At 67.4% G+C, this 21,927-nt stretch carries 22 protein-coding genes; 9 read left to right on the top strand and 13 right to left on the bottom strand.

Annotation, left to right across the window (positions count from 1 at the left end; translation table 11 throughout):
• The first annotated feature begins 31 nt into the window (after positions 1-31).
• The 7 genes from FHU34_RS12345 (at position 32) to FHU34_RS12315 (ending at position 7,337) form a co-directional block, all read left to right on the top strand.
• Complete coding sequence (locus FHU34_RS12345) at positions 32-940, top strand: carbohydrate ABC transporter permease (RefSeq protein WP_244311633.1); 909 nt, start codon at positions 32-34, stop codon at positions 938-940.
• Positions 940-1,851, top strand: a complete 912-nt coding sequence (locus FHU34_RS12340) for a carbohydrate ABC transporter permease (RefSeq protein WP_145780083.1) — start codon at positions 940-942, stop codon at positions 1,849-1,851. The genes FHU34_RS12345 and FHU34_RS12340 overlap by 1 nt, the downstream gene beginning before the upstream one ends.
• Positions 1,851-2,918, top strand: a complete 1,068-nt coding sequence (locus tag FHU34_RS12335; RefSeq protein ID WP_145780082.1) for an ABC transporter ATP-binding protein — start codon at positions 1,851-1,853, stop codon at positions 2,916-2,918. The genes FHU34_RS12340 and FHU34_RS12335 overlap by 1 nt, the downstream gene beginning before the upstream one ends.
• A complete protein-coding gene (locus FHU34_RS12330; RefSeq protein WP_145780081.1) occupies positions 2,918-3,994 on the top strand; it encodes an ABC transporter ATP-binding protein in 1,077 nt (358 codons plus the stop codon). The genes FHU34_RS12335 and FHU34_RS12330 overlap by 1 nt, the downstream gene beginning before the upstream one ends.
• Before the next feature lie 109 nt (positions 3,995-4,103).
• Positions 4,104-5,564 (top strand): NAD-dependent succinate-semialdehyde dehydrogenase, encoded by a 1,461-nt coding sequence (locus tag FHU34_RS12325; protein WP_145780080.1) that lies wholly within the window; start codon positions 4,104-4,106, stop codon positions 5,562-5,564.
• Between the two features lie 63 nt (positions 5,565-5,627).
• Positions 5,628-6,851: an iron-containing alcohol dehydrogenase gene (locus FHU34_RS12320; protein ID WP_145780079.1), complete on the top strand. Its 1,224-nt coding sequence runs from the start codon at positions 5,628-5,630 to the stop codon at positions 6,849-6,851.
• A gap of 87 nt (positions 6,852-6,938) precedes the next feature.
• Positions 6,939-7,337 carry a cupin domain-containing protein gene (locus FHU34_RS12315; RefSeq protein WP_145780078.1) on the top strand — a complete coding sequence of 133 codons (399 nt, stop codon included), beginning with the start codon at positions 6,939-6,941 and terminating at the stop codon, positions 7,335-7,337.
• Positions 7,338-7,389: 52 nt separating this feature from the next.
• On the opposite strand, the gene FHU34_RS12310 is transcribed toward FHU34_RS12315, so the two are convergent.
• Together FHU34_RS12310 and FHU34_RS12305 are read right to left on the bottom strand one after the other, a co-directional pair.
• Positions 7,390-8,328, bottom strand: a complete 939-nt coding sequence (locus FHU34_RS12310) for a DUF5996 family protein (RefSeq protein ID WP_145780077.1) — start codon at positions 8,326-8,328, stop codon at positions 7,390-7,392.
• 67 nt (positions 8,329-8,395) lie between these two features.
• On the bottom strand, positions 8,396-9,121 hold the full coding sequence (locus tag FHU34_RS12305) for a flavodoxin family protein (protein ID WP_145780076.1): 726 nt from the start codon (positions 9,119-9,121) through the stop codon (positions 8,396-8,398).
• Positions 9,122-9,587: 466 nt separating this feature from the next.
• Between FHU34_RS12305 and FHU34_RS12300 the strand changes: the two genes are divergently transcribed.
• A complete protein-coding gene (locus FHU34_RS12300; protein ID WP_167524808.1) occupies positions 9,588-12,638 on the top strand; it encodes an immunoglobulin-like domain-containing protein in 3,051 nt (1,016 codons plus the stop codon).
• A gap of 96 nt (positions 12,639-12,734) precedes the next feature.
• Here FHU34_RS12300 and FHU34_RS12295 read toward each other — a convergent pair whose 3' ends face one another.
• From FHU34_RS12295 to FHU34_RS12285, 3 genes are all read right to left on the bottom strand, one after another.
• Positions 12,735-13,181: a GNAT family N-acetyltransferase gene (locus FHU34_RS12295; RefSeq protein WP_145780074.1), complete on the bottom strand. Its 447-nt coding sequence runs from the start codon at positions 13,179-13,181 to the stop codon at positions 12,735-12,737.
• 60 nt (positions 13,182-13,241) lie between these two features.
• Positions 13,242-13,796, bottom strand: a complete 555-nt coding sequence (locus tag FHU34_RS12290) for an SMI1/KNR4 family protein (RefSeq protein WP_145780073.1) — start codon at positions 13,794-13,796, stop codon at positions 13,242-13,244.
• Between the two features lie 77 nt (positions 13,797-13,873).
• Positions 13,874-14,500 (bottom strand): maleylpyruvate isomerase N-terminal domain-containing protein, encoded by a 627-nt coding sequence (locus tag FHU34_RS12285; protein ID WP_145780072.1) that lies wholly within the window; start codon positions 14,498-14,500, stop codon positions 13,874-13,876.
• A 181-nt stretch (positions 14,501-14,681) separates the two neighbouring features.
• On the opposite strand from FHU34_RS12285, the gene FHU34_RS12280 reads away from it, so the two are divergent.
• On the top strand, positions 14,682-14,996 hold the full coding sequence (locus tag FHU34_RS12280; RefSeq protein ID WP_145780071.1) for a hypothetical protein: 315 nt from the start codon (positions 14,682-14,684) through the stop codon (positions 14,994-14,996).
• Between the two features lie 107 nt (positions 14,997-15,103).
• Here the strand turns inward: FHU34_RS12280 and FHU34_RS12275 are convergent, their stop codons facing one another.
• From FHU34_RS12275 to FHU34_RS12240, 8 genes are all read right to left on the bottom strand, one after another.
• Entirely contained in the window at positions 15,104-15,628 is a 525-nt protein-coding gene (locus FHU34_RS12275; protein WP_208744971.1) for a maleylpyruvate isomerase N-terminal domain-containing protein, read from the bottom strand.
• A 135-nt stretch (positions 15,629-15,763) separates the two neighbouring features.
• The gene (locus FHU34_RS12270) at positions 15,764-16,042 is read right to left on the bottom strand and encodes a maleylpyruvate isomerase N-terminal domain-containing protein (RefSeq protein ID WP_244311632.1); all 279 of its coding nucleotides are present in this window, start codon (positions 16,040-16,042) and stop codon (positions 15,764-15,766) included.
• 117 nt (positions 16,043-16,159) lie between these two features.
• Positions 16,160-16,432 carry a hypothetical protein gene (locus tag FHU34_RS12265; protein ID WP_145780070.1) on the bottom strand — a complete coding sequence of 91 codons (273 nt, stop codon included), beginning with the start codon at positions 16,430-16,432 and terminating at the stop codon, positions 16,160-16,162.
• Positions 16,413-17,012: a GTP-binding protein gene (locus tag FHU34_RS12260; RefSeq protein WP_145780069.1), complete on the bottom strand. Its 600-nt coding sequence runs from the start codon at positions 17,010-17,012 to the stop codon at positions 16,413-16,415. The genes FHU34_RS12265 and FHU34_RS12260 overlap by 20 nt, the downstream gene beginning before the upstream one ends.
• Positions 16,993-17,370 carry a DUF742 domain-containing protein gene (locus FHU34_RS12255; RefSeq protein ID WP_145780068.1) on the bottom strand — a complete coding sequence of 126 codons (378 nt, stop codon included), beginning with the start codon at positions 17,368-17,370 and terminating at the stop codon, positions 16,993-16,995. The genes FHU34_RS12260 and FHU34_RS12255 overlap by 20 nt, the downstream gene beginning before the upstream one ends.
• An 8-nt stretch (positions 17,371-17,378) precedes the next feature.
• Positions 17,379-17,798 (bottom strand): roadblock/LC7 domain-containing protein, encoded by a 420-nt coding sequence (locus FHU34_RS12250; RefSeq protein ID WP_145780067.1) that lies wholly within the window; start codon positions 17,796-17,798, stop codon positions 17,379-17,381.
• A gap of 15 nt (positions 17,799-17,813) precedes the next feature.
• Positions 17,814-20,276 carry a sensor histidine kinase gene (locus FHU34_RS12245; protein ID WP_244311631.1) on the bottom strand — a complete coding sequence of 821 codons (2,463 nt, stop codon included), beginning with the start codon at positions 20,274-20,276 and terminating at the stop codon, positions 17,814-17,816.
• Positions 20,277-20,377: 101 nt separating this feature from the next.
• A complete protein-coding gene (locus FHU34_RS12240) occupies positions 20,378-21,907 on the bottom strand; it encodes a prenyltransferase/squalene oxidase repeat-containing protein (protein WP_145780066.1) in 1,530 nt (509 codons plus the stop codon).
• Positions 21,908-21,927: the final 20 nt, after the last annotated feature.

Raw genomic sequence — 21,927 nt, 5'->3', positions numbered from 1 at the left:
CGCACCTGTCAAGACCGACGACCTCGGGCGGGTGGCGTCTGCGACGTCACCCGCACCGGGTCGGTCCCGCCGGCTGAGTGACCGCTGGCTCGCCGTTGCCTTCGTCTCCCCCGCGCTCCTGCTGTTGCTCGGCATGTCGGTGTTTCCGCTGCTGTGGGCGTTGTATCTGTCTTTCACCGACTACTCCGCCACCCGCGGAGGGCCCGCCAACTTCATCGGGTTCGGGAACTACACCGCCATCCTGACGTCGGCGCAGGTCCACCAGAGAGCCCTGACGACGTTGATCTACGTGGTCGGCGCTGTCGGTCTGCAGACCGTGCTCGGCTTCACCATCGCCTACCTGATCTCACGACGTACGCACGGGCGAGGACTGCTGACCACCGTGTTCCTCATCCCGATGATGCTGTCGCCGGTCGTGGTCGGGCTGTTCTGGCGATTCATGCTCGACGCGCAGTTCGGCGTGGTCAACAGCATGCTCGGCTCGCTGGGTCTGGGGCAGGTGGAGTGGCTCACCCAGCAGCGGACGGCACTGGTCTCCCTGATCGTGGTCGACACCTGGCAGTGGACGCCGTTCATCATGCTCATCGCACTCGCGGGCCTCAGTGCGGTGCCGAAGTACCTGTACGAGGCCGCCTCGATCGACCGGGCGTCCGAGTGGTTCCGGTTCCGCACCATCACCCTTCCGCTGGTGTGGCCGCTGCTGCTCATCGCCGTGATGTTCCGGGGCATCGAAGCCTTCCGGCTGTTCGACCTCGTCTACATCCTCACCAACGGAGGCCCGGGCGTCTCTACCGAGACGTTGTCGTTCCACGTCTACAAGGTCGCGTTCCTGGGCTTCAACACCGGAACCGCCTCGGCGTACGGAATCCTCATGGTCCTCGTCGTCATCGTCCTCTCGCAGTTGTACCTGCGCTACCTGAACAAGCTCAAGGAGGGCTGATGGCCGTCTCCGTCGACGAGGCCGTGTCCACAGGTCCTGCCCCGGATCACACGCCTTCCGCTCGCCGCCGCAGCGGCCGGGGTCGCTCCGTGCTGGAGGTCGCGCTGCTGACCGCGTTGGCCGTCGTGATGCTCTTTCCGGTGCTGTGGATGATCGAGACGTCCATCAAGGACAGCCGGGATGTCTACGCCATTCCGGCGAAGTTCTTCGACTTCAAGGTCACCCTGGACCACTACCGGGACGTGTTCGTCGCCTCCGACAACGGGCGCCAGCCCGTGTCCGTCTCGTTCCTCAACTCCGTCCTGGTCGCCGGGGTCTCCACGGTGCTGGCCACCGTGCTGGGGGTTCCGGCGGCCTGGGCCTACTCACGCCTTGCCGTGAAGGCCAAGAAGGACCAACTGTTCTTCATCCTGTCCACCCGCTTCATGCCGCCCGTCGTGGTCGTGATTCCGATCTTCCTCATGTACCGGGAAGTCGATCTCACCGACACCAAGATCGGCCTGATTCTCATCTACACCGCGTTCAACGTCCCGTTCACGATCTGGATGATGAAGGGGTTCGTCGACGAGGTGCCCGCCGAGTACGAGGATGCCGCCATGCTCGACGGCTACACCCGATTCCAGGCGTTCCGAAAATTCACGCTTCCCCTGCTCGTGCCCGGCATCGCCGCGACGGCGGTCTTCGCACTCATCTTCTCGTGGAACGAGTTCGTGTTCGCCATCTTCCTCACCAACAGCGACAGTGTGCAGACAGCCCCACCCGCCATCGCCGGCCTCATCGGTGGCACCACCACCGACTGGGGTCTCGTGGCCGCCGCCTCGGTGGTGTTCGCCCTACCGGTGCTCGTCTTCGCGTACCTGGTGCGCAAACACCTCATCGCCGGTGTGACGCTCGGGGCGGTGCGACGCTGATGGCGGGCATCGAGGTAACCGGCCTACACAAGCGCTACCCGGACGGCACCGTCGCGGTCGACCACGTGGACCTGTCCATCAAGGACGGCGAGCTGTTCGTGATGCTCGGCCCCTCGGGTTGCGGTAAGACGACCACGCTGCGGGCCATCGCCGGCCTGGAGAGGCAGACGACCGGCGACATCCGCATCGGTGACACGCTGGTCAACGACCTGCCGCCCGCCGAGCGTGACATCGCCATGGTGTTCCAGTTCTACGCTCTCTACCCGCACCTGAAGACCCGCGACAACCTGGCGTTTCCACTGCGGGCCGAAGGGCTGCCCAAGTCGGAGGTGCAGGAACGGGTCGCCGAGGCCGCCCGGCTGATGCGGCTCGGTCCGCTCCTGGACCGGCGACCGCGCCAACTGTCCGGCGGGGAGCAGCAGCGCGTTGCGCTCGCTCGCGCCCTGGTGCGACGACCGCGCGCATTCCTCATGGACGAACCCCTCACCAATCTGGACGCGGAGCTGAGGGCGGACATGCGCACGGAGATCAAGCACCTGCAGGGAGAGATGGGGGCGACGATGGTCTACGTCACCCATGACCAGGTCGAGGCTATGTCGCTCGGTCACCGGATCGCCATCCTCAACAAGGGCCGTGTCGAGCAGATCGGCACGCCCCTGGAGGTCTACGACCGTCCAGCGAGTCTGTTCTGCGCCGCCTTCATCGGCTCCCCGCCGATGAACCTGATCGAGGTCGAGGTGGCGGACGGGAAGCTGCGCGGTCAGGGCGGGCTGGTCCTCACGCCGCCGGCGGATCTGCCGCGCGACCGTGACCTGGTTGCCGGCGTCCGACCGGAGGCGCTGGAGGTCACCGCACCAGGGGCGGAACATTCCGTCCCGGCCCGCGTGGTCTCGGCGGAGTGGCTGGGCGACGAGATCATCTACGTGGTCGACCACAACGGCCAGCGCGACGTACGGGTTCGGATGCCACCGACCGTCCGTTTCGACGCTGACGCAACGGTCGGGCTGCGACACACCGGCGGGACCCCGGCCGTCTACGACCTGCGCACGGAAGAACTGGTGGCCTGATGGGAACCGTGGCAGCGAACGGGCTGCGCAAGTCCTTCGGCAAGGTCCAGGCCCTGGACGGGGTGACGCTGGACGTGCCCGACGGCTCGTTCTTCGTGGTGCTCGGGCCCTCCGGAGCAGGCAAGACGACGACCCTGCGCGCGATCGCCGGCCTGGAGAAGCTTGACGCCGGGTCGGTGCGTCTGGACGGCAGGGACGCGACCGGTGACGCCCCGGCCGCACGCGACCTGGCCATGGTCTTCCAGAACTACGCCCTCTACCCGCGACACACGGTGTACGAGAACATCGCCTCGCCGCTGCGGGCCCGCCGCTGCTCTTCGGACGAGATCGCCGCCGCCGTCGAGCGGATGTCGAGCCTGCTGCACATCGAACGTCTGCTGCAACGTCGTCCCGCGCAGCTGTCGGGCGGTGAGATGCAGCGCGTTGCCCTGGCCCGGGCACTGGTCCGTAGCCCGCGCGCGTTTCTCATGGACGAGCCGCTGACGAACCTCGACCTCAAGCTCCGCGTCGAGATGCGCACCGAGCTCACCCGCATCCACCGGAGCCTCGGGGCGACCTTCGTCTACGTGACCAACGACCAGGTCGAGGCCCTGTCCATGGCCGATCAGGTCGCGGTCCTCAAGGACGGGACTGTGCAACAGGTCGGGACGCCAACCGAGGTGTACGAACGTCCGGCCAACCAGTGGGTCGCAGGATTCGTCGGGAGTCCCCCGATCAGCCTGCTCGCCTGCCACGCCGAGGGAGATCGTCTGGTCGGTGCGGCAGGCTGGACACTGCCGCGGCCCCGCTGGACCACGGCCGAGGACGGTCGTGCTCTGCTGCTGGGCCTGCGGGCGGAGGACCTGTCCGTCGAGCAGCGCGGGGACGCGTCGTTGTCGGGCGAGCTCTACGGGCTTGAGCCGCTCGGTGACCGCACGGTGGTCGACGTCCGAGTGGGGACGGAGATCATCAAGGTGAAGGCACGACCCACCGTCACCGGTACGCCCGGCGAGCGGCTGCAGGTCACCGTCGACCTGGACCGTGCGCACCTGTTCGACGCGGACACCGGGCTGTCGCTGTCCAAGGCTGGGCGTTAACCGCGCTGGGCGGCGACGGCACCATGCGCCCGCAGGTGGCCCGAGAAGGCGGCCGATGGGCGGGGCGTCGCCCTGCCCATCATCAAGAAGATCACCAGGAGGCGGCGCAATGAGTGACCCGATGGACGTCCTGGCCCCCGAGCACCGGCGGCTCCGGATCGGCGACGCCTGGCGCGACGCCGCAAGCGGAGCCACCTTCGCCGTCGAGGACCCGGCCACCGGCAAGACCATCGCCGAGGTGGCGGACGCCGACGTCGTTGACGGGCTCGCGGCTCTGGACGCGGCGAGCAAGGCAATGGCGGAGTGGGCTGCCACCCCGCCGCGGAAACGGTCGGAGTTGTTGACCGCGACGTACCGGGCACTGACCGAGCGATCCGAGGAGATCGCCCGGCTGATAACGCTCGAGATGGGCAAGCCGCTCGCCGAGGCTCGGGCAGAGGTGGCCTACGGTGCCGAGTTCTTCCGATGGTTCGCAGAGGAGGCGGTGCGCGTCGAGGGGCGCTACAGCGCCGCTCCCGCAGGCGGATATCGCATCCTCACCGTGCCGAAGCCGGTCGGACCGTGCGTCTTCGTGACGCCCTGGAACTTTCCGTTGGCCATGGGCGCCCGCAAGATCGCCCCCGCGCTGGCCGCGGGCTGCACGACGATCACCAAGCCAGCAGGCCAGACGCCACTCACCATGCTGTTGCTGGCCCGCATCATGGAGGAGGTCGGCGTTCCCCCGGGCGTCGTCAACGTGGTGACCACCAAGCGTTCCGGCACTGTGGTCTCCGCCCTGCTCGCCGACAGTCGGACCCGCAAGCTCTCGTTCACCGGGTCGACCGAGGTCGGGCGCGTGCTGCTCCGACAGGCTGCGGACAACGTGCTGCGTACCTCAATGGAACTGGGCGGCAACGCGGCCTTGATCGTGTGTGCCGACGCTGACCTCGACGTCGCGCTCGACGGTGCGATGGTGGCCAAGATGCGCAACATCGGGGAGTCCTGCATCGCGGCCAACCGGATCTACGTCGAGGAGCCGGTGCGGGAGGAGTTCACGGCGCGCTTCGCCGAGCGGATGGCCGCGCTGTCGGTGGGCCATGGTCTCGACGACGGCGTGGACGTCGGGGCGTTGATCGACGAGGCCTCGGTCACCACGATCGCCGAACTGGTCGCCGACGCGGTCGATCGCGGCGCCCGGGTCCTGGTGGGGGGCGAGCGTCCGGATGGGCCGGGCCACTTCTACCCGCCCACCGTCCTCGTCGACGTACCCGAAGACGCGCGGATGCTGGAGACGGAGATCTTCGGCCCGGTGGCGCCGATCATCTCGTTCACGTCCGACGACGAGGTGATGGCGAAGGCCAACGACACCGAGCACGGCCTGGTCGGATACGTCTTCACCAGTGACCTCCAGCGGGCGCTCCGGTTCGTCGAAGGGCTCGAGACGGGGATGGTCGGCATCAACCGTGGTCTCATATCGGACCCGTCAGCTCCGTTCGGAGGCGTGAAGCAGTCCGGGATCGGCAAGGAGGGGTCGCACGAGGGCATCCTCGAGTACCTCGACCTCACCTACGCGGCGATCGACCTACCGTGATCGGACTGCTGCTCCGGGCGCCCGCCCAGCACATCACCGCCGACGTTCCGGAGAGGCACCGACATGCTTGAGACCGTCCGCGGACCACGCCAGCTGATAGTGGGCGAAGGGGTCGCTCAGAACATCCCACGAGTGGTGGCCGAGAGCGGGTCGCGAGTCCTCATCGTGACCGACCAGGTTCTTCTGGGACAGCCGGGCGTGGCCGACATCGTGGCCGCCGTACGGAAGAAGGTCGCTGTCGTCGAGGTGTTCTCCGACGCGACCCCGGACGTACCACTCACCGACGTCGACCTGGCGGTCTCGGTCGCCGCCGAGGTGGACGCCAACGTGATCCTCGCCATCGGGGGTGGCACGGTGATCGACCTCGCCAAAATCGTCGGCGTCATCCGACGCCACGGTGGGACGCCCCGCGACTTCTACGGCGAGTCGAAGGTCCCGGGGCCGACGATTCCGCTCGTCGCGGTCCCGACGACGTCCGGCACCGGCTCCGAGCTCACACCCGTCTCGGTGTTGACCGACCCGGACCGCGCGCTGAAGGTGGGGGTGTCCAGCGTCCACATCGTGCCCGACTTCGCCATCGTCGACCCCGAACTCACGTACACCTGCCCGGCGACCGTCACCGCCCACTCCGGCATCGACGCGTTCTGTCACGCGGTGGAGAGCTACACCGCGCGACCCCGTGCCCACGGCCCTCGCGACCCGGTGGAGCAGGTGTTCCTCGGCCGCAACCCGATCACCGACCACTACGCGCTCCTGGCCGCGGAGCGGATCGCCCGTAGCCTGCGTCGTGCGGTCAGGGACGGAGGCGACACGGACGCCCGCGCGGACATGTCCTATGGGTCCATGCTGGCCGGGCTCGCCTTCTCCCACGCGGGCAACGCGGCCCCGCACGCTCTCCAGTACCCCATCGGCGCAGCCACCCACACGCCGCACGGCCTGGGCGTCGGGCTGCTCCTGCCCTACGCGCTGGACGCGGCCAAAGACGCCATCGGCGACCGGTTGGCCGTCCTCGCCGGGGTGTGCGGGCTCGACGTGACCGGCGCCTCGGATGCCGAGGCCGCAGACACGTTCCTCACCTGGCTCGACGGGCTCCTCGCCGACATCGGCATCCCTCCCACCCTGGCGGACATCGGCGTGGCACGCGCCGACCTTCCGCGCTTCGCGGAGATGGCCAGTGGCGTCACCCGCCTGATCCAGAACCATCCGGGCCCGACCGACACCGCCAGCCTGACCGCGATCCTCGACGCGGCCTGGACCGGAGACCGGACCCGACGCGTGACGTCCTGACGTCGAGCAGACGTGGTGGCCGGCAAGCGGTGCCGCTTCGGCGCAGCGCGAAGCCTGACATCTCGCCGGCCACTACAGTGGCCCCTCATGACCGTACGTCCGCCTCTTGCCGAACAATTCGATCTGCAGCCGCACCCCGAAGGTGGGTGGTTCAGGGAGACCTACCGGTCCGCTGTCACGTTCGAGCCCGATGGCTACCCGGGCCGCCGTGCCGCCGCGACGGCGATCCTCTTTCTTCTCGAGCCAGGTGACTCGTCGGCCTGGCACACCGTGCGGTCGGACGAGATCTGGTTCTGGCACTCGGGTGGACCGCTGGCGCTGACGGTCGGTAGGGGCAGTCAACCGATGATCCTGAGTGCCGAGTGCCCGCAGGTCCTGGTCCCGGCAGGCGAGTGGCAGTCGGCGAGACCGGCGGGCGACCGGCACGTACTCGTCAGTTGCGTGGTGAGTCCCGGCTTCGATTTCGCCGACTTCACCATGCCGTGAGCGCGTCCCCGGGCCTCCGCTCAGCGCGCCACATTCACGATTGTCGGCCTCCTCAAGCAGGAGAACGGTGCCACCGGAGGGGGTCGTCCTCCAACGCGGAGCGGTCCCAGTTCCCCAGGTCGGCGGCGGCCTCGTAGGTGGTGCGGAGGAATTCGGCGACCGCGCGGTCGGGGTCCGGTGCGGCGCGGGCGGCCTCGTAGGGCAGGAGGAACTGCTGGAATTCGGAACTGTAGTAGGCGCCTTCGGGACCGATCTGCCGCTCGGCGAACCCGTCGGGTGCCGGGTAGGCGTACGAGTAGAAGGCGCCCTCCTCGCCGCCACCCGGCCAGAATCCGCAGCTGGACAGTTCGCGGGAGTAGCCCTCGACCATGACCCAGTCCCCGCAGTTGGGCACGCCCCCGGGGTGCGGCGGGGCCGACCGGCCGGAGAAGCGGGTGCAGGCGAGGTCCATCCCACCCCAGAAGAAGTGCACCGGACTGACCTTGCCCACGAAATGCGAGCGGAACTCGCCGATCACCCGATTCGCCTGCAACAGCTGTCGCCAGAACAGGGCGGCCGCATCTCCGTCGTAGGAGGCGTGTTCGTGGTCCTCAGCGAACGGGATCGCCGGGTCGACCTCGTTGGGGTACGGCCGGATCGGTGCCTCGATCCCGAGCTCGTCGAGCATGGCCATGATCCGCGAGTAGAACTCGGCGACCGGCATCGGCCGGAGCGCGAAGCTCCGCGCGCCGCCGTCGCTGGTGCGCACGTCGAGCCGATGGCCGAGGAAGTCGAACTCGATCTCGAAGGCTCCCGTGCCGTACGGGATGGCGGACGTCGTCAACCCGCGCGGGCTCACGTACAGGCTCACCTGCCACCAATGGTTGAGAAACGGAGCGTGCGCCATGCGGATCTTGCCCACGATCTGGGTCCACATGTGCACTGTGTCGCGGGTGGCGGTCCAGTCCGAGACCCGAAGGCTCGGCCAGGTCGTCGTTGCCAGGCTCGTCATCGCTACTCACATCCTTGGTGCTGTCACCAGAGGGTGACAGAAGTCGTTGTCGTGGCCGGTCGTCGCGTCAGCGGTACTCGGGGTTGGCGGCGTCCGGATGAAGTCCTGCCTCCCAGGCCGCGCGCTGGTTGCCGTAGGCCGGAAATCCACCAGTCCGGCGCATCATCGACGCGAGGTGGAGCAGGTTGTAGGTCATGAACGCGGTATTGCGGTTGGTGAAGTCGTTCTCCGGCCCGCCGGAGCCCTCGTCGAGGTAGGACGGCCCGGGGCCGACCTCGCCGAGCCAACCCGCGTCCGCCTGGGGCGGGACGGCGAAGCCGATGTGCTGCAAGCTGTAGAGAATGCTCATCGCGCAGTGCTTCAGGCCATCCTCGTTGCCGGTGAGCAGGCATCCTGCGACCCGACCGTAGTAAGCGTACTGGCCCTGCTCGTTGAGCACGCCGGAGTAGCCGTAGAGCCGCTCGATCACCCGACGGGTCACCGAGCTGTTGTCGCCGAGCCAGATCGGCCCGCCGATGACCAGGATGTCGGCTGCGAGCACCCGGGTCAGCAGCGCGGGCCATTCGTCGGTGTCCCACCCGTACTCGGTCATATCGGGTCGGACGCCGGTGGCGATGTCGTGGTCGACGGCGCGAATCTGGTCTACGGCGACCCCGTTCGCCTCCATGATCGCCACACTGCGATCGATCACCCCCGGGGTGTGGCTACGCCCGGGGGAACGGTTGAGGCTGCAGTTGATGTACATCGCGCGCAAACCGGTGAAGTCGGGCTTCTCGATCGCCGACGCGGTCATGGGCGGGTCCTTCCTGGTTATCGGTCGCGCCCTCGGCTTGCCGGTCGGCTCTACAACCGCCGCACCCTGGCAGGGTCCGACGAAGCACCGTCCAACTCCCGAGCGCGACGGCGCATCCGGTGGATCAAGGTAGCGAGTCTCGTAGGCCGTGACCTGCGCCGAATCGGCTGGCCAACAGGTCGGCCACGGCGGACTGGACCCAGCGCCTACGCGCTGAGCGCCCGCACGACCGCCGCGATCGACGCGGGCGTAACGCGGCAATCGTGCGGTAACGACCCCAGTCTTCGGTGCTCACCGGCGAACGACCAGTGACACCACGTCACACGTGATCGTGACACCACGCCACTGGCGCTTCGGGTGCGTCCGCGCTGGCATGGGGACGCACCCGTCGCGAACCCGACGGGCCGACCGGTTGGGGCCACATCAACCGCGGGCCTTCGTGGGGCTCGGGCCGCGACGCACCGCGTTGACCCGGCAGCACCCCGTAGTTAGCGTTAACAAGCCCGTCCAGTTTGGAGTGAAGTCCGTCCCGGTCAAGGAGGATCAATTGAGTCTGCGACAGCCAAGACCACGTCCCGGGCGGAGTCGGAAGGGTAGAGGTGTCGCGGTCCTGGCACTGGGTGCGCTTCTTTCGGTCTCGATCGCGCCAACGCCCTCGTACGCTGCCGAGGAACAGCTCACCGAAGGCCTGGTGCACCACTTCGCCCTCGACGAGACCAGTGGGACGACGTTGGTCAACTCGGGTAGCGCGGGCGCGGCGGCGAACGCCACGCTCGTGAATCCCGAGAAGGCGGCCTTGACCGGCGAAGGAGTCAGGTTCAACCCCGACTCCTACGAGAGCGCCCTCGACGGCGCATACGTGGCGCTGCCGAACGACATCACCGCCGGCATGTCCAACCTCACCGTGGACTACGACGTGTGGGTCGACCCGGCGAACGTGGGCGAGCACCAGATGTGGGGTTTCGGCCGTAAGTCCGGCTCGTGTGACGTCGACACCGGCGCCGAGGGCTCCATCTTCGCGTCGAACACCCAGCGATTCCGCGTCGCGGTGGGTCCGACGAACCTCCAACAGAACCGGGTCCGCATGCTCGAGGGAGCATGGACTCATGTCACCTACACCCAGTCACTGAACTCGGACGGAACGAGCTGGACCGGCAGGGTCTACCTCGACGGTGTGCTGCACGCGACGTCGACGAACCTGACCACGGCGCCGTCGGTGAACGCCGCGGGGACCAACTGCAACTTCCTCGGTCGCTCGCAGACATCGGGCCACTACTCGTTCCGCGGAACGATCCGTGACTTCCGCGTGTACGACCGGGCAGTGAGCCTCGACGAGACGATCGCCCTGGCAGAGAAGACGGTCTCCGACGGCGTTCGCGCCGACGCCGCGGCCGTCGACCTCGGCCGGACCAGTGCCGTCGTACGCGACCTCGTTCTGCCCAAGGTGGGGTCCGTGGCGGGCTCGGCCATCACGTGGACGAGTTCGGACCCGTCGGTCGTCGAGGTCAACACCCCGCCGGCCGTCCCCAGCGCGCGCAAGGTCGCGGTGACCGGCAGGATCACCCGGCCCGCACAGGGACAGCCCGATGCGACGGCCACGCTCACGGCGACTGTCCGCAAGGGTGCCCAGCAGGTCGTCACACGGGAGATCCCCGTGGTGGTGAAGGCCGAATTCGACGATGCGCAGTCGGTGGACCGCGACGCCTTCGACCTGGCCCTGGACGCTACCGACGGCGTACGCGGAAACCTCGACCTCGCCGCCAAGGGCGAGTTCGGATCCACGATCACCTGGAAGTCGACCACGGGCCTCGTCACCCCGACGGGCGAGGTCAGCCGCCCGGCCTTCGGCCGTGCGGATGTCGCCGCCACCCTGACGGCGACCATCACCAAGGGTAAGGCGTCACAGAAGAAGTCGTTCCCGGTGACCATCACCGCCATGCCGCGCTCGGAGGAGTACGAGCGGTACTTCATGGGGTACTTCAAGGGAGAGGGAATCGCCGACGGCGAGCAGATCATGTTCGCCACGTCCAACGGAAACACCGCTCTGGACTGGACCGGTCTGACCGGAGGTCGGCCGTCACTCATCTCCCAGCTGGGCGACCAGGGGCTTCGTGACCCGCACATCGTCCGCTCCCCCGACGGCGACACGTTCTACATGATCGCCACCGACCTGAACTGGTACGACCAGGGCGGGTACGCCATCAACGACACCCAGTACATCGAGGTGTTCGAGTCGCACGATCTGGTGAACTGGACCCCTCAGCGGCACGTGAAGGTCGCGCCCGACAACGCGGGCAACGCCTTCGCACCGGAGTCGCTGTGGGTCGAGGAGCTCGGCGCCTACGTCGTGTTCTGGGCCCAGTCGCTGTGGAACGACCCCGTGAACCGCACCGGTCAGGGCAACGCGCAGATGTGGTACGCCACAACACGGGACTTCAAGACATTCTCCGCTCCCCGGGTCTGGCAGGATCCGGCCCCGCTGTCGCGCATCGACACGACCGCGATCCGGGTCGGTGACCACTACTACCGGGTGACCAAGAACGAGGCCGGCAACCAGGGCTCGGACATCTTCTCGGAGAAGCACACCGACTTCCTGGACAGCAACATCGACAACTGGACGTTGGTCGCGCCCGCGCTGGGGCGCACGACGTGGGTCGCCAACCAGGGGTACGAGGGACCGGTCATCTTCAAGGCCAATCCCGGTGACACCGCCTGCCCCGGCCAGTTCTACCTCTGGGGTGACCGGTACACGAACGGTGGCGGGTACCAGGCCGCGTGTCACGAGAACATCGAGGCTCCGACGTGGAACGCCAAGGCGATCACGATGACCAACGCGGGTGTCGTCCGTCCGCGTCACGGCACCGTGATCCCGCTGACCGTCCGCGAGTGGAACGACATCCGCGGAATCCCGAACAGCGACGTCACGACCACCACCGAGGTGGCTGTCGCGCCGTACGCGAGCGGGGCCCAGACGACCAGGGCCACAGTGACGGTCACGGCAGCTGACGGGTTCGAGACCGGTGGTCAGGTACGGGTCAGCATCGGCTCGTGGTCGAAGCTCGCCCACCTGAGCGACGGCGCGGCGACCGTCACGCTGCCGACGGGTCTGCCCGCGGGTGCCCGGACGGTCAAGGCCGAATACCTCGGCTTCGACTACCTGAAGGCGTCGGAGGGTACGGCGTCGTTCGAGGTGCCCTCCGGACCGGCCGCCGTCAAGGTCAAGGCGAAGGCCACGCCGGCGTCGGTTGTCCGCGGGGACACGTTCAGGTTGAACGTGACCGTCGAGCCGGCGGGCGGGCCGAAGCAGCACGCTCCGACCCCGACCGGCGAGGTCACCGTCACCTTCGGTGGCACCGAGCACGTCGTGCCACTGGCGCACGGTAAGGCCGTCGTCGAACTGCCAACCGCCGATCTGCGGCCTGGGGCCTACCGGGTCCACGTCGCCTATTCCGGCAACCCGACCTACCAGCCCCATGCCGCCGACTACCAGAAGTTGACGGTACGGAAGGCACCGTAGGCACCCGAGGAGACGCGCCACGGTAGTGGGCGGGCGAGATCGATCTCGCCCGCCCACAGTGTCAACGATGCGGCGTCGGCGGCCCCTCGACGATCGTCAGGGCAGACTGCGGCGCAGGATGTAGTTGAGGCCGAACTCCGTCTCGGTGGAGCGGACGTCGATGTAGCCGAGCCGGCGGTAGAAGTCGTGCCCTGTGATGCTCGCTCCGGTTTCCATGTGGTCGTAGCCGTCGATTGTCGCCAGCTCCTCGACGTGGCGCATGAGGAGCCGCCCTATGCCGCGACGGGCGACACGAGGGTGCACGAACATGGTGTAGACCTTGTTGCCGTCGCGGGAGACGGTGCCGACGATCCCGTCATCCTCTGCGACGACCATCTGTCGTTGGATCGCGAGTTCCGTGATGCGTTGCTCGGTGAAGTGGTCGCACATCCGCTCGATGACCTCGCTCGGATAGTCGCGACTGTTGACCTCACGCAGGCAGCGTTCGATGAGGGCCGCCACGGCTGGCGCGTCGGCGCTGTCGAACGGTCTTATCGTCGCCATCGATCCATCTTGCCTGTCGTCGGCTTTGAGGAGGCTGCCGGCGCTGACGACAGGGACCGATCAGGCAGCGTCGAACCATGGCTTGCCGGCCGCCCAGTGCCGAACCCACCCGACGAACCCCGACGCCCCGGTGGTGTGGCCGAACTCCGCCCCGAAGGGCATCGCCCCCTCACCGCTGATGTTCCAGATGTGCCCGCGATGCGGTCCGGTCACGACGAGATGCCAGTACATCCCACAGCCGTCTGTTCCGAGCACGATCGAGCCATGGTCGAAGACGGCATCGAGCAGCGGCTCGATCTCCTCCGACGGCCGGGAGTCCTCCTCCCACAGCCACGCCTCGGTCAGCGGGAACGGAGCCGCCAACTCGCGCACCGGCCGGTCGTCGCCCCAGTCATCGGGCATCTCGGCTACCCCGAGAAGACCGAAGTCCGGTGGCCCGGAAAACGACCCGTCGGTGATCTCCGCGACGAAGGTTCGGTACGGCTCCGGCAGCACGATCCCATGCTCAGCTTCGAAGGCGTACACGCCTGGCCAGCCCAGAGCCGACTCACCGGCGTCGTCCACCAGGAAGGCGGCTCGAAGGTCGGCGAGATCCGGGTGAGTGTTCGCGTTCATGACGCGTAGTCGTAGCACGATGGTTCCGGTGGTGCGTGGTGTGCCCAGCCCAACCTCACCGTGTGACAGTCCACCGGCTAGAAAGCGGCGATGGAGGTGGGCGCCCGTTCTTGCCGAGCTAGCGCGCGTATCACGTTCAAAGAACCGTGTCGCCAGGCCGCGAGGCTGCTCAGCAGCCGGATCGTCGCTTCAGTCGCTGTCTGCGGCATCGGGGGCGTCGGCAAGCCGAGGCTGACTGCCAGGTCGTCGGTGTGCACGACCAGTTCCATGACCCGGGTCAGCAGGAAGTCGTCGACCTTCAAGCCCCAGTCGCCGAGGTCCACGATGCGGTCAGCTGGTTGCGCTACCACAGCGGCACGCAGCTCGATCAATGCCGCTTCGACCGAATCCGCCAGCTCGCTGGGGGTCGTCGCTGCAGATGTCTGCTCGCTGCGGCGCCGGATGTCGATGTTGTCGGAACCGTCCACGCCTGAGGTCACCCAGGCGTTGCCGGTGAAGTGCTCCAACACCGGGATCGCCGATTTTCCTGGCGGCGCAGCGAGGAACGTCACGGTCTGAGTGACCTGGTTGGCCAGATGGCGGGCGAGGCCACCGGTGGAGAAGTCCGGCAGTGCGCTCGGTGCGGACCATTGCATGGCCAGCATCGGATCGCGCAACAGGACCATGGCGCTCTCGGCGGCGTCCAGGAACGCGGGTCGGATCATCGAGTGCACGTTATGCACGCACAGGAGCCCTTGTCATCCCCGCACACGTCCGCGAGGAGCGGCTCGCGTTGCGAGTGCGTGATCATCACTGGCAGATCGGGATGGTGGCTTGGGCTGGGGGCCGGGAAAGATCAAGGCCATGGGGCACAGGTCCGCCAGGTGGGCATGGTCAAAGGTCAGCATGGTTCACGGGGTACGTGGTGGAGACACCGTCGCCTGTGCCGGCGAGATCCTCTCCTACCGGTACCGCTTCTACGCGCCCTCCGACAGGTTCTACGAGCGCTGCGTCGGCTTGACGTGGTGCTCGACCTGCCGTGAATACTCCGGTGCCATGGTGTTCGTGCCGCGGAACGAAGACCTTTGGGACCCGCTCGCCGATCTGCCGATGCCCGAGCGTGAGAGGCTGGTTCGCAGCGAGGTGAAGCTGCTCGACTATCTCGATCGCCTCGTCCGGCGAGGAATCGACCGCCGCGCCAGCCGTGATCGAGCCGGATAGAGGCTGCGCAGTTGTCAAGCAGACGCAAGGTGCTGACGTTCTCCGTACCGACGCGACGTTCGTACAAACCACAGCCACAGCAGGTCGGCGCTGATCTGCTCCTGCGGTTACGCGTTCGGGTCCCAGTCTGCGAGCCGCTCCATCGGCTCGGTGTCGCCGGTGGTCTCCAGGTCGTCGAGCGGGACCCGCGCGTAGAAGTAGAGGACCAGCTCGCTTGCTGCGCCTCGCATCGCCAGGTCGCCCGGCTCCGCGTCGGCGGCGAGGTCGTCGCAGCGGACGCCGTCGGCGTTGAGGGTCAGACGCCAGGAAGGGCCCTCGGTCGTGTGCAGGTCGATGGTCGCCGGCGTGAACGGCCAGGGGACGGTCGTCGCCGCGACGGTCGTCAGGAACTCGTCGACGCCCTCGACCGCGACTTCCGTCGGCAGCGGCTGGGCGGCCCCCTGGGTGAGCTGGACGTCGTAGGTGTGGACGGCGATCTCCTGGATCTGGTGCCGGGCCAGGGCTCCGCTGGTCTGCGGGGCCTGCGAGCGGCCCCACCAGGTCCAGCAGCCGCGGTCCGGGCCGGCCTCGCGCATCACGTCGAGCATGAGCTCGGTCGACTCGGCGAGCCAGGCATCTAGGGCCTGTTTCATAAGGGCGGTCGAGCCGAGGCGGAGTCCGGGCGGCGATCCGGCAAGGCGCGGTTTCGTCCGGATACCGGTGTCGTATCCGGACGCAACCGCAACGCCGCCGGGCGTCGTCCGGGCCCGCCGCAGGCCGGCCAGGTCTTATGAAACAGGCCCTAGGGCTTCACGGTCGCGGGGCGCGGTCGGGGCGCCCTTCGGGTCCGTCTTGGCCGGGGGCTCAGCGCCCGGCCCCGCCGCGATGATGGCGGCTTGGCGGCGGCGACCGTCGCCGAGGTGCTGCGCCAGTTCGCGCAGCGTCCAGTCCGGGCATGTCGGGACCTGGACGTCAAGGTCGGCAGCGGACGCGATCGCGGCGCGGAACGCGGCCGAGCGGTCTTCAATCAGCCGTAGGACCTCGGGGAACTCGACGATGTTTCGCACCTCGGTTGTGTATCACTGCGTACCGCCATCTGGGTAACGATTTTGTCGGACGAACGCGTCGACGGCCGGGCGGAGCGCCGGCCGTCGCGGACATCGAGCGGCGCAACCGGTGACGCGTTAGGACGCCTCCTCCCAGCTCGCCGCCGACTCATCCCGGATGCAAAGCCGTGCGGCAGCCATGAGCCCGTCCATCACCAGAAGGTCCACGCGATAGCGACCGGCCGGCGGCAGAAGCCACGTACCTTCGATCGCACACTCCGCACCGTTGACACTCGTACCGAGCGCGAACCTCTCGTCGTACTCGATCGGATCGTCCTGCAGCTCGGGGCCCTCTTCGGTGCCCGCCGACTGCTTCCGGCAGCAGTTCTTGTCACCCTCGCGCCGCGCCACCCTTTTTCACGTACTCAAACAACGTGATGAGGACATCCTTGCTTGATTCGCGGTCCCTGGCGTCACACAACATCACGGGCACGTCCGGGTCCAGGTTGAGGGCCAGTTGCACCTCCTCGAGGCTGAACTGACGGGTGCCAGCGAAGCAGTTGACGGCGACGATGAACGGCAGTCCTCGCCCCTCGAAGTAGTCGACCGACGGGAAGCAGTCCGCTAGCCGGCGGGTGTCTGCGAGGACGACCGCTCCGAGGGCTCCCAGTGCCAGTTCGTCCCACACGAACCAGAACCGGTTCTGCCCGGGCGTGCCGAACAGGTAGAGCACCAGATCGTCGTCGAAGGTGATCCGGCCGAAGTCCATGGCCACCGTTGTCATCGATTTGTCCTCGACGCCGACCAGGTCGTCGACGCCGATGCTGTGCTCGGAAATCACCTCCTCCGTGCGGAGGGGCTTCGTTTCGCTCACCGAGCCGACGAGGGTGGTCTTGCCTACTCCGAAGCCACCAGCGATAAGGATCTTGATAGCGGCCGGAAGGGTGCGTAGCCCGTCCGCGCCGTCGCCGTCAGAGTTCGCGTAGTCCATTGATCAGTGCCTCGAAAAGGGTGTCGTCGGGAAGGGTGGCGTGGGAGGTTGGCTCCGTGACCTGCACCAACCTCTGTTCGAGCAGGTCACCAAGGAGAACGCGGACGCTCCCGAGCGGAAGCTCGAGGTGCGCGGCGACCTCCGCCATTGCGAGCGGTCGTTGCTGGCAGAGGCTGATGATGCTTATGTGCTCCGGCGCGATACCGACCGTGAGCGGCGGCGGCGCCCCCGTAGCACGTACCAGCGAGATCAGATTGAGGTTGGCGCTCGTCTTCGCTCGGCCTCGCGTCACAGCGTAGGGCCGGACCACGGGCCCGGCATCGTCGTCGACCCACAGGGCATCTCGTTCGGCGGTCATGACGGCCCCTACTTGTCGGTGGGCGATTCCGACGATGACCGCGCCGGGGAGGCAAGGAACTTGCCGGCACGGCTGACGAGCATGGTCATCTCGTAGGCAACCAGACCCACGTCTGCGCTTTCCGAGGCGAGGGCCGCCAGGCATGCGCCCCGCCCCGCAGCGGTGACGAACAGGAAGGACGACTCCATCTCAACGATGGTCTGCCGGACGGCGCCGCCGTTGAACCGGGTACCCGCGCCCTTCGCGAGGCTCTGAATCGATGACGCTATCGCGGCAAGATGCTCGCCGTCATCGCGGACCAGCCCTGCCGAGGACGCCACGAGCAGCCCGTCGACGGACAGGACGACGGCATGCTCAACCTGCCCGACTCGGGACACCAGGTCATTGAGTAACCACGTCAGATCGGTCTGCTGCACCTGTTGTGGCACGTCTCGTTCCTCTTTCTACCCGTCGGTGCTGGCTGGTGCCGATGCGGGCATGTCGCCGGGACCTTCGTTGTCCTGGTCGTATTGGCCCTCAGCGTCGAGACGGCCGCGGCGGGTGCCACTTTGGTACGAGCTCATCATGGTGCGGATCTGGTCGGGCGACCTGGTTGAGTCGCCACGTGCAGGTACGTCGGTCCGGGTGGAACCGTCGCGAAGCTGCGGAGCGATGCTGCGCTGCCGTACCCGAACAGGCAGCCCACCCGTGGTGCGGGTGTCGAAGGGCGGGGGCGGCTGATCCGCGTTGTCGGAAGGCGACAGCGCTGCCCCCGCTTCTGCGTCGGTAGATCGGGGCGGATGCGTGCTGGCCTCTCGCACGGCGGGGAGCCCTACGGTTGGTGCGGTGAGCGCACGTGGCGCAGGGGGCTCCTCCACAGCAACGGCTCCGCCCGTCAGAGGGGAAGCCTGCCGAGGGCTTCCCAATGTTCCTGTGATGTCGCCAGCGGCAGCCGAGACGCTGGCGTTGGTCGTCGCGGTGCCGACAGAGTCGGCGGTGGTGATGAGCTCCAGTGGGATCAACACCACGGCGGTGGTGCCGCCGTACCCGGACCTCTTGAGGTGGACCATCAGCTGGTGCTTCCGGGCCAGATGGCTCACGACGTACAGCCCCAGCTTGTTGACATCGTCCAAGCTGAACGCCTTGGTGCTGGCGATCTGGTCGTTGGCGGCAGAGAAATCATCATCTGCCATGCCCAGCCCTCGATCTTCGACCTCGATCGCGAAGCCCCGCGCCACGAGCTGTCCCCTGACCTCAACCTCGGTGTGCGGGGGTGAGAACGACAGGGCATTCTCGATCAGCTCAGCCAGCAGGTGGGTGACGTCTCTCGCCACGCGACCCTTCACACCGATCGGTCCGAACGGTATGACTTTCACCCGCTGATAGTCCTCCACCTCCTGCAGCGCAGCCCGGGCCACGTCAAACAAGAGGATGTCCCGACGCCAGACCCGGCCAGGCGTTCCGCCGGACAGCAGGATGAGGTTCTCGGCGATCCGGCGCATCCGGGTAGCAAGGTGGTCGACCCGGAACAGGTCTTCCAGCTCGTCGGCGTCGTGCTCTCGCTTTTCCATCGCATAAAGGAGCCCGTGTTGACGATGCACGAGCGCCTGCGTCCGTCGGGCAAGGCTGAGAAAGACTTCACGGACGTTCTGTCGAAGCTCGGCCTGCTCGGCGGCGGTGCTGATCGTCGTCCGCTGGAGACGAGTGAACGCTTTGCCCACCTGCCCAATCTCGTCGTCACCGAAGTCCAGTGGCGGTGCCTCCCGCTCGACGTCCACCTTCTCACCGTGGCTGATGCGTTCCACAACCCCTGGTAGACGCTCATCGGCCAATTGGTCTGCGGCCTTCCTGAGGCGCTGGAGTCGGGCCACCAGCTCCCGTGACGTGGTCACAGACACCACGATCGCCGCGACAACTGCCAGCAACCCCAGACCCGCGGCGAGAATCAGCCGAACAACGACCCATACGGCTACCGGGGTGGCCCGATCCACCAGGGCATCGCCGCTGTCGAGCACCATGTTCTGCAGCTCGGTCAGTGCGGCCTCCGCGGCGACATCCCACTCATTCGACGTAAGGGGAAGCTGCGACGCGCTACGTTCGCGGGCGAGAACCCGGTCTTCGAGGGCGCGCAGGTTAGTGAACGCGGGACCGGCGATCACTGCGTCGAATGTGGCCCTCTCCGACTCGCGTAGCAGCCCGGAGGCCCGGACAGTAAGGAATCGCTGACCGGCGACGAGTTCCACGAACTTCGCGTTGTCGGTTGTCGTTGATCGGCCTGCGGCGAGGGCACCGGACAGCAGCGCGTCCTCCTGGGAGATCAGCTCCCGGATCCGGTAGAGCTCGATGAGGTTGCGGGTGTCTGCCTCGATCGCTGCATCATCCAGGCCACCCACCACATCGTAGAGGTCGAACAGCGAGTCAATGAGGCCGCTGAAGGCCTTCCCAGCGGCAGCCTGGTCGACGCTGCGATTGTCGATCGACTGTCTCGTGCCGGGTAGGGTGTCCAGAGCGGCAATGGCAGCATTGACCGTGCGCTCAGCCTCGGCATCGGCGGCGAAGTCCGCGAGGCGACTTTGGGCGGTGTCGCGAAATCTCCTTGCGGTGTCGTCGACATTCCTACGAGCGGCGACGAGGGCATTTTCGCGATCCGGGCTGGGCCCGCCGAGCTGGGCTGCCGACAGCCGGCGCTCGATCTGCAACTCGAGCAGCAAGGGCTCGCTTGGGCCAACGATCTGACTATCGATCGTTTGGACGCCCAGCAGGTTGACGCCGTCGCGGAGGGTCACCCATGCCGCGAACGACCACAGCGCGACCAGAGACAGCAGGGCGCCAACGACTTTCGCGCGCAGATTCGTACTGCGAGACCGCATTAGACCTACCGCCCCATGCCTGACATTGGCAACTTCACGGCCTTGCTCGCCGTACAAGCCATCGGATGGTGTAGACCGGGGCACGCTAGCAGTTTCCTGACTCGCTACTCAAGGTCGTCGCGGCATCGAAACGACGCCTCAGCCATCGACGGCCTCCATCACGTCGGGCACGTCCACAGATCGTCGTTGACCTTAGCCCGCAGAGGGATCTCCGTCGCGAGGTGCTGCGCCGCGAGGACGGCAGCACGGACGATCTTTGTTGGGTGATAAAGGTCCTTGTCGTGCCACAGCGCGGGACCCTCCTGCTGGATCGCGCTCGCCCTGTCCAGATAGGACAGGCCTCGGCTGAGGGCCGAACCAGCGGCTGGTAGTTCTCGCCCCGCAACGGCCAGGATCTGCATCGCGTACGCCGTCTCCTCCAACGATCCGTTCCAGCGACCCCAGGAGCCGTCGTGCTGCTGCGTAGCGACCACCCAGTGCACCGCGCGGGCCAGAGATTCCGCAGCCGCGGAAGGGGCGGCATCGGCCAGAGCCAACGTGCAGCAGACGGTCGCGTAGTAGGGAGAGGCGTGCCATCGGTCCTGCCAACTGCCGTCCGGAAGCTGGCAGGCTTGCAGCGCACCGACCAGACGCCGGGCCGCAGAGCGGTAGCGTGGTGCGGCGTCTGACTGCGTAGCCGCGTGCTGGCTCAGGGCGTCCAGGACATGGGCGTTGGTAGTGACCGAGAAGCCGTCCTCGCCGGGCCAGGTGCAGAATCCGGCGTCCGTCTCGAATCCCCACAGGCTGCTCGGGTCGGTGGGCACGCCCAGCCGCGCCAGCGCATACAGAGTGACTGAGGTGGTATCCGCGTCCGGCGGCAGGCCTGGGCCGGCTGGTGTCCCCGCCGATGTCAGATCTGCCGTCAGGCTGTCGACCAAGCCCGAAACCGCGGGTACGGCGATGCCGGCCCGGGCAAGGGAACCGACTACCCACGCACGCTCGAAGACGCCGAGCGGCGTCGCGCAGGGAGCGAGACCGTCGTGCCGCTGAATGACGGACTCCAGGTATGCCCGTACCCAGCCATGCCCATCGGCCTCTCCCGCCGCACCCAACCACGCAGCGGTGGCGGCCGGCGACGCGCCGATGACGCCTGGCGGCAGCGGTTGAACACCGACGGCGTCCTGGGCGATGTCACCAACGACCTCCAACGCGTGCAGCAGCTTGTCGGGCACAGGCGCGCCTGCCGCGATGATGCCCCGAACGACGTCGAGTCTCTTGTCATCCATGCCGGGCGGCAGGGGCAGCCGAGGACCTGCCTGCCAGTGGACCAGGCCGCGCGGCATATCGCTGCACGTCACGTGCTCGTTGATGGCGTTCGTCAGCGCCGGCACAATGAGGTCGATCGCTGGCGTGTCCGGGATGGGTCGCGTGGTCGCCAGCCAACTCCTGAGCCACATGAGCCCCCGGTCGACAGCGTCGACCAGCATGTCACCGGGAGACCTGCTCAGAACGGCGAGTAAAGCCTCCGTGGCGCTCAACGTCGGAACCAGGGCGTACCCCTCTGGTGGGCCCCATCCGCCGTCGAGCCGCTGGTTGCGCAGCAGGTACCGCACCCGCTCGTCATGGCCGGTCAACCAGGGAGCCAAACTCACGAGCCGAGCGGTTTCGTAGGTGGACGGGGACATCTGCCCGGCTGGTTCTCGCATCATCGCCTCGACCAGGTCAGCTG

Source organism: Micromonospora taraxaci (assembly GCF_007830095.1).
Classification (GTDB): Bacteria; Actinomycetota; Actinomycetes; order Mycobacteriales; family Micromonosporaceae; genus Micromonospora; species Micromonospora taraxaci.
The sequence above is the reverse complement of the archived record's forward strand: the minus strand, read 5'-3'. Positions and strand labels throughout refer to the sequence as shown.

Excerpts from the sequence above, each read along its gene's own strand:
- FHU34_RS12290 (WP_145780073.1), bottom strand. The coding sequence starts at position 13,796 with ATGAACGCGAACACTCACCCGGATCTCGCCGACCTTCGAGCCGCCTTC.
- FHU34_RS12335 (WP_145780082.1), top strand. The coding sequence starts at position 1,851 with ATGGCGGGCATCGAGGTAACCGGCCTACACAAGCGCTACCCGGACGGC.
- FHU34_RS12330 (WP_145780081.1), top strand. The coding sequence starts at position 2,918 with ATGGGAACCGTGGCAGCGAACGGGCTGCGCAAGTCCTTCGGCAAGGTC.
- FHU34_RS12315 (WP_145780078.1), top strand. The coding sequence starts at position 6,939 with ATGACCGTACGTCCGCCTCTTGCCGAACAATTCGATCTGCAGCCGCAC.
- FHU34_RS12305 (WP_145780076.1), bottom strand. The coding sequence starts at position 9,121 with ATGACCGCGTCGGCGATCGAGAAGCCCGACTTCACCGGTTTGCGCGCG.
- FHU34_RS12275 (WP_208744971.1), bottom strand. The coding sequence starts at position 15,628 with ATGAAACAGGCCCTAGATGCCTGGCTCGCCGAGTCGACCGAGCTCATG.
- FHU34_RS12285 (WP_145780072.1), bottom strand. The coding sequence starts at position 14,500 with ATGATCCGACCCGCGTTCCTGGACGCCGCCGAGAGCGCCATGGTCCTG.
- FHU34_RS12320 (WP_145780079.1), top strand. The coding sequence starts at position 5,628 with ATGCTTGAGACCGTCCGCGGACCACGCCAGCTGATAGTGGGCGAAGGG.
- FHU34_RS12280 (WP_145780071.1), top strand. The coding sequence starts at position 14,682 with ATGGTTCACGGGGTACGTGGTGGAGACACCGTCGCCTGTGCCGGCGAG.
- FHU34_RS12260 (WP_145780069.1), bottom strand. The coding sequence starts at position 17,012 with ATGGACTACGCGAACTCTGACGGCGACGGCGCGGACGGGCTACGCACC.
- FHU34_RS12295 (WP_145780074.1), bottom strand. The coding sequence starts at position 13,181 with ATGGCGACGATAAGACCGTTCGACAGCGCCGACGCGCCAGCCGTGGCG.
- FHU34_RS12340 (WP_145780083.1), top strand. The coding sequence starts at position 940 with ATGGCCGTCTCCGTCGACGAGGCCGTGTCCACAGGTCCTGCCCCGGAT.
- FHU34_RS12255 (WP_145780068.1), bottom strand. The coding sequence starts at position 17,370 with ATGACCGCCGAACGAGATGCCCTGTGGGTCGACGACGATGCCGGGCCC.
- FHU34_RS12325 (WP_145780080.1), top strand. The coding sequence starts at position 4,104 with ATGAGTGACCCGATGGACGTCCTGGCCCCCGAGCACCGGCGGCTCCGG.
- FHU34_RS12310 (WP_145780077.1), bottom strand. The coding sequence starts at position 8,328 with ATGACGAGCCTGGCAACGACGACCTGGCCGAGCCTTCGGGTCTCGGAC.
- FHU34_RS12240 (WP_145780066.1), bottom strand. The coding sequence starts at position 21,907 with ATGATGCGAGAACCAGCCGGGCAGATGTCCCCGTCCACCTACGAAACC.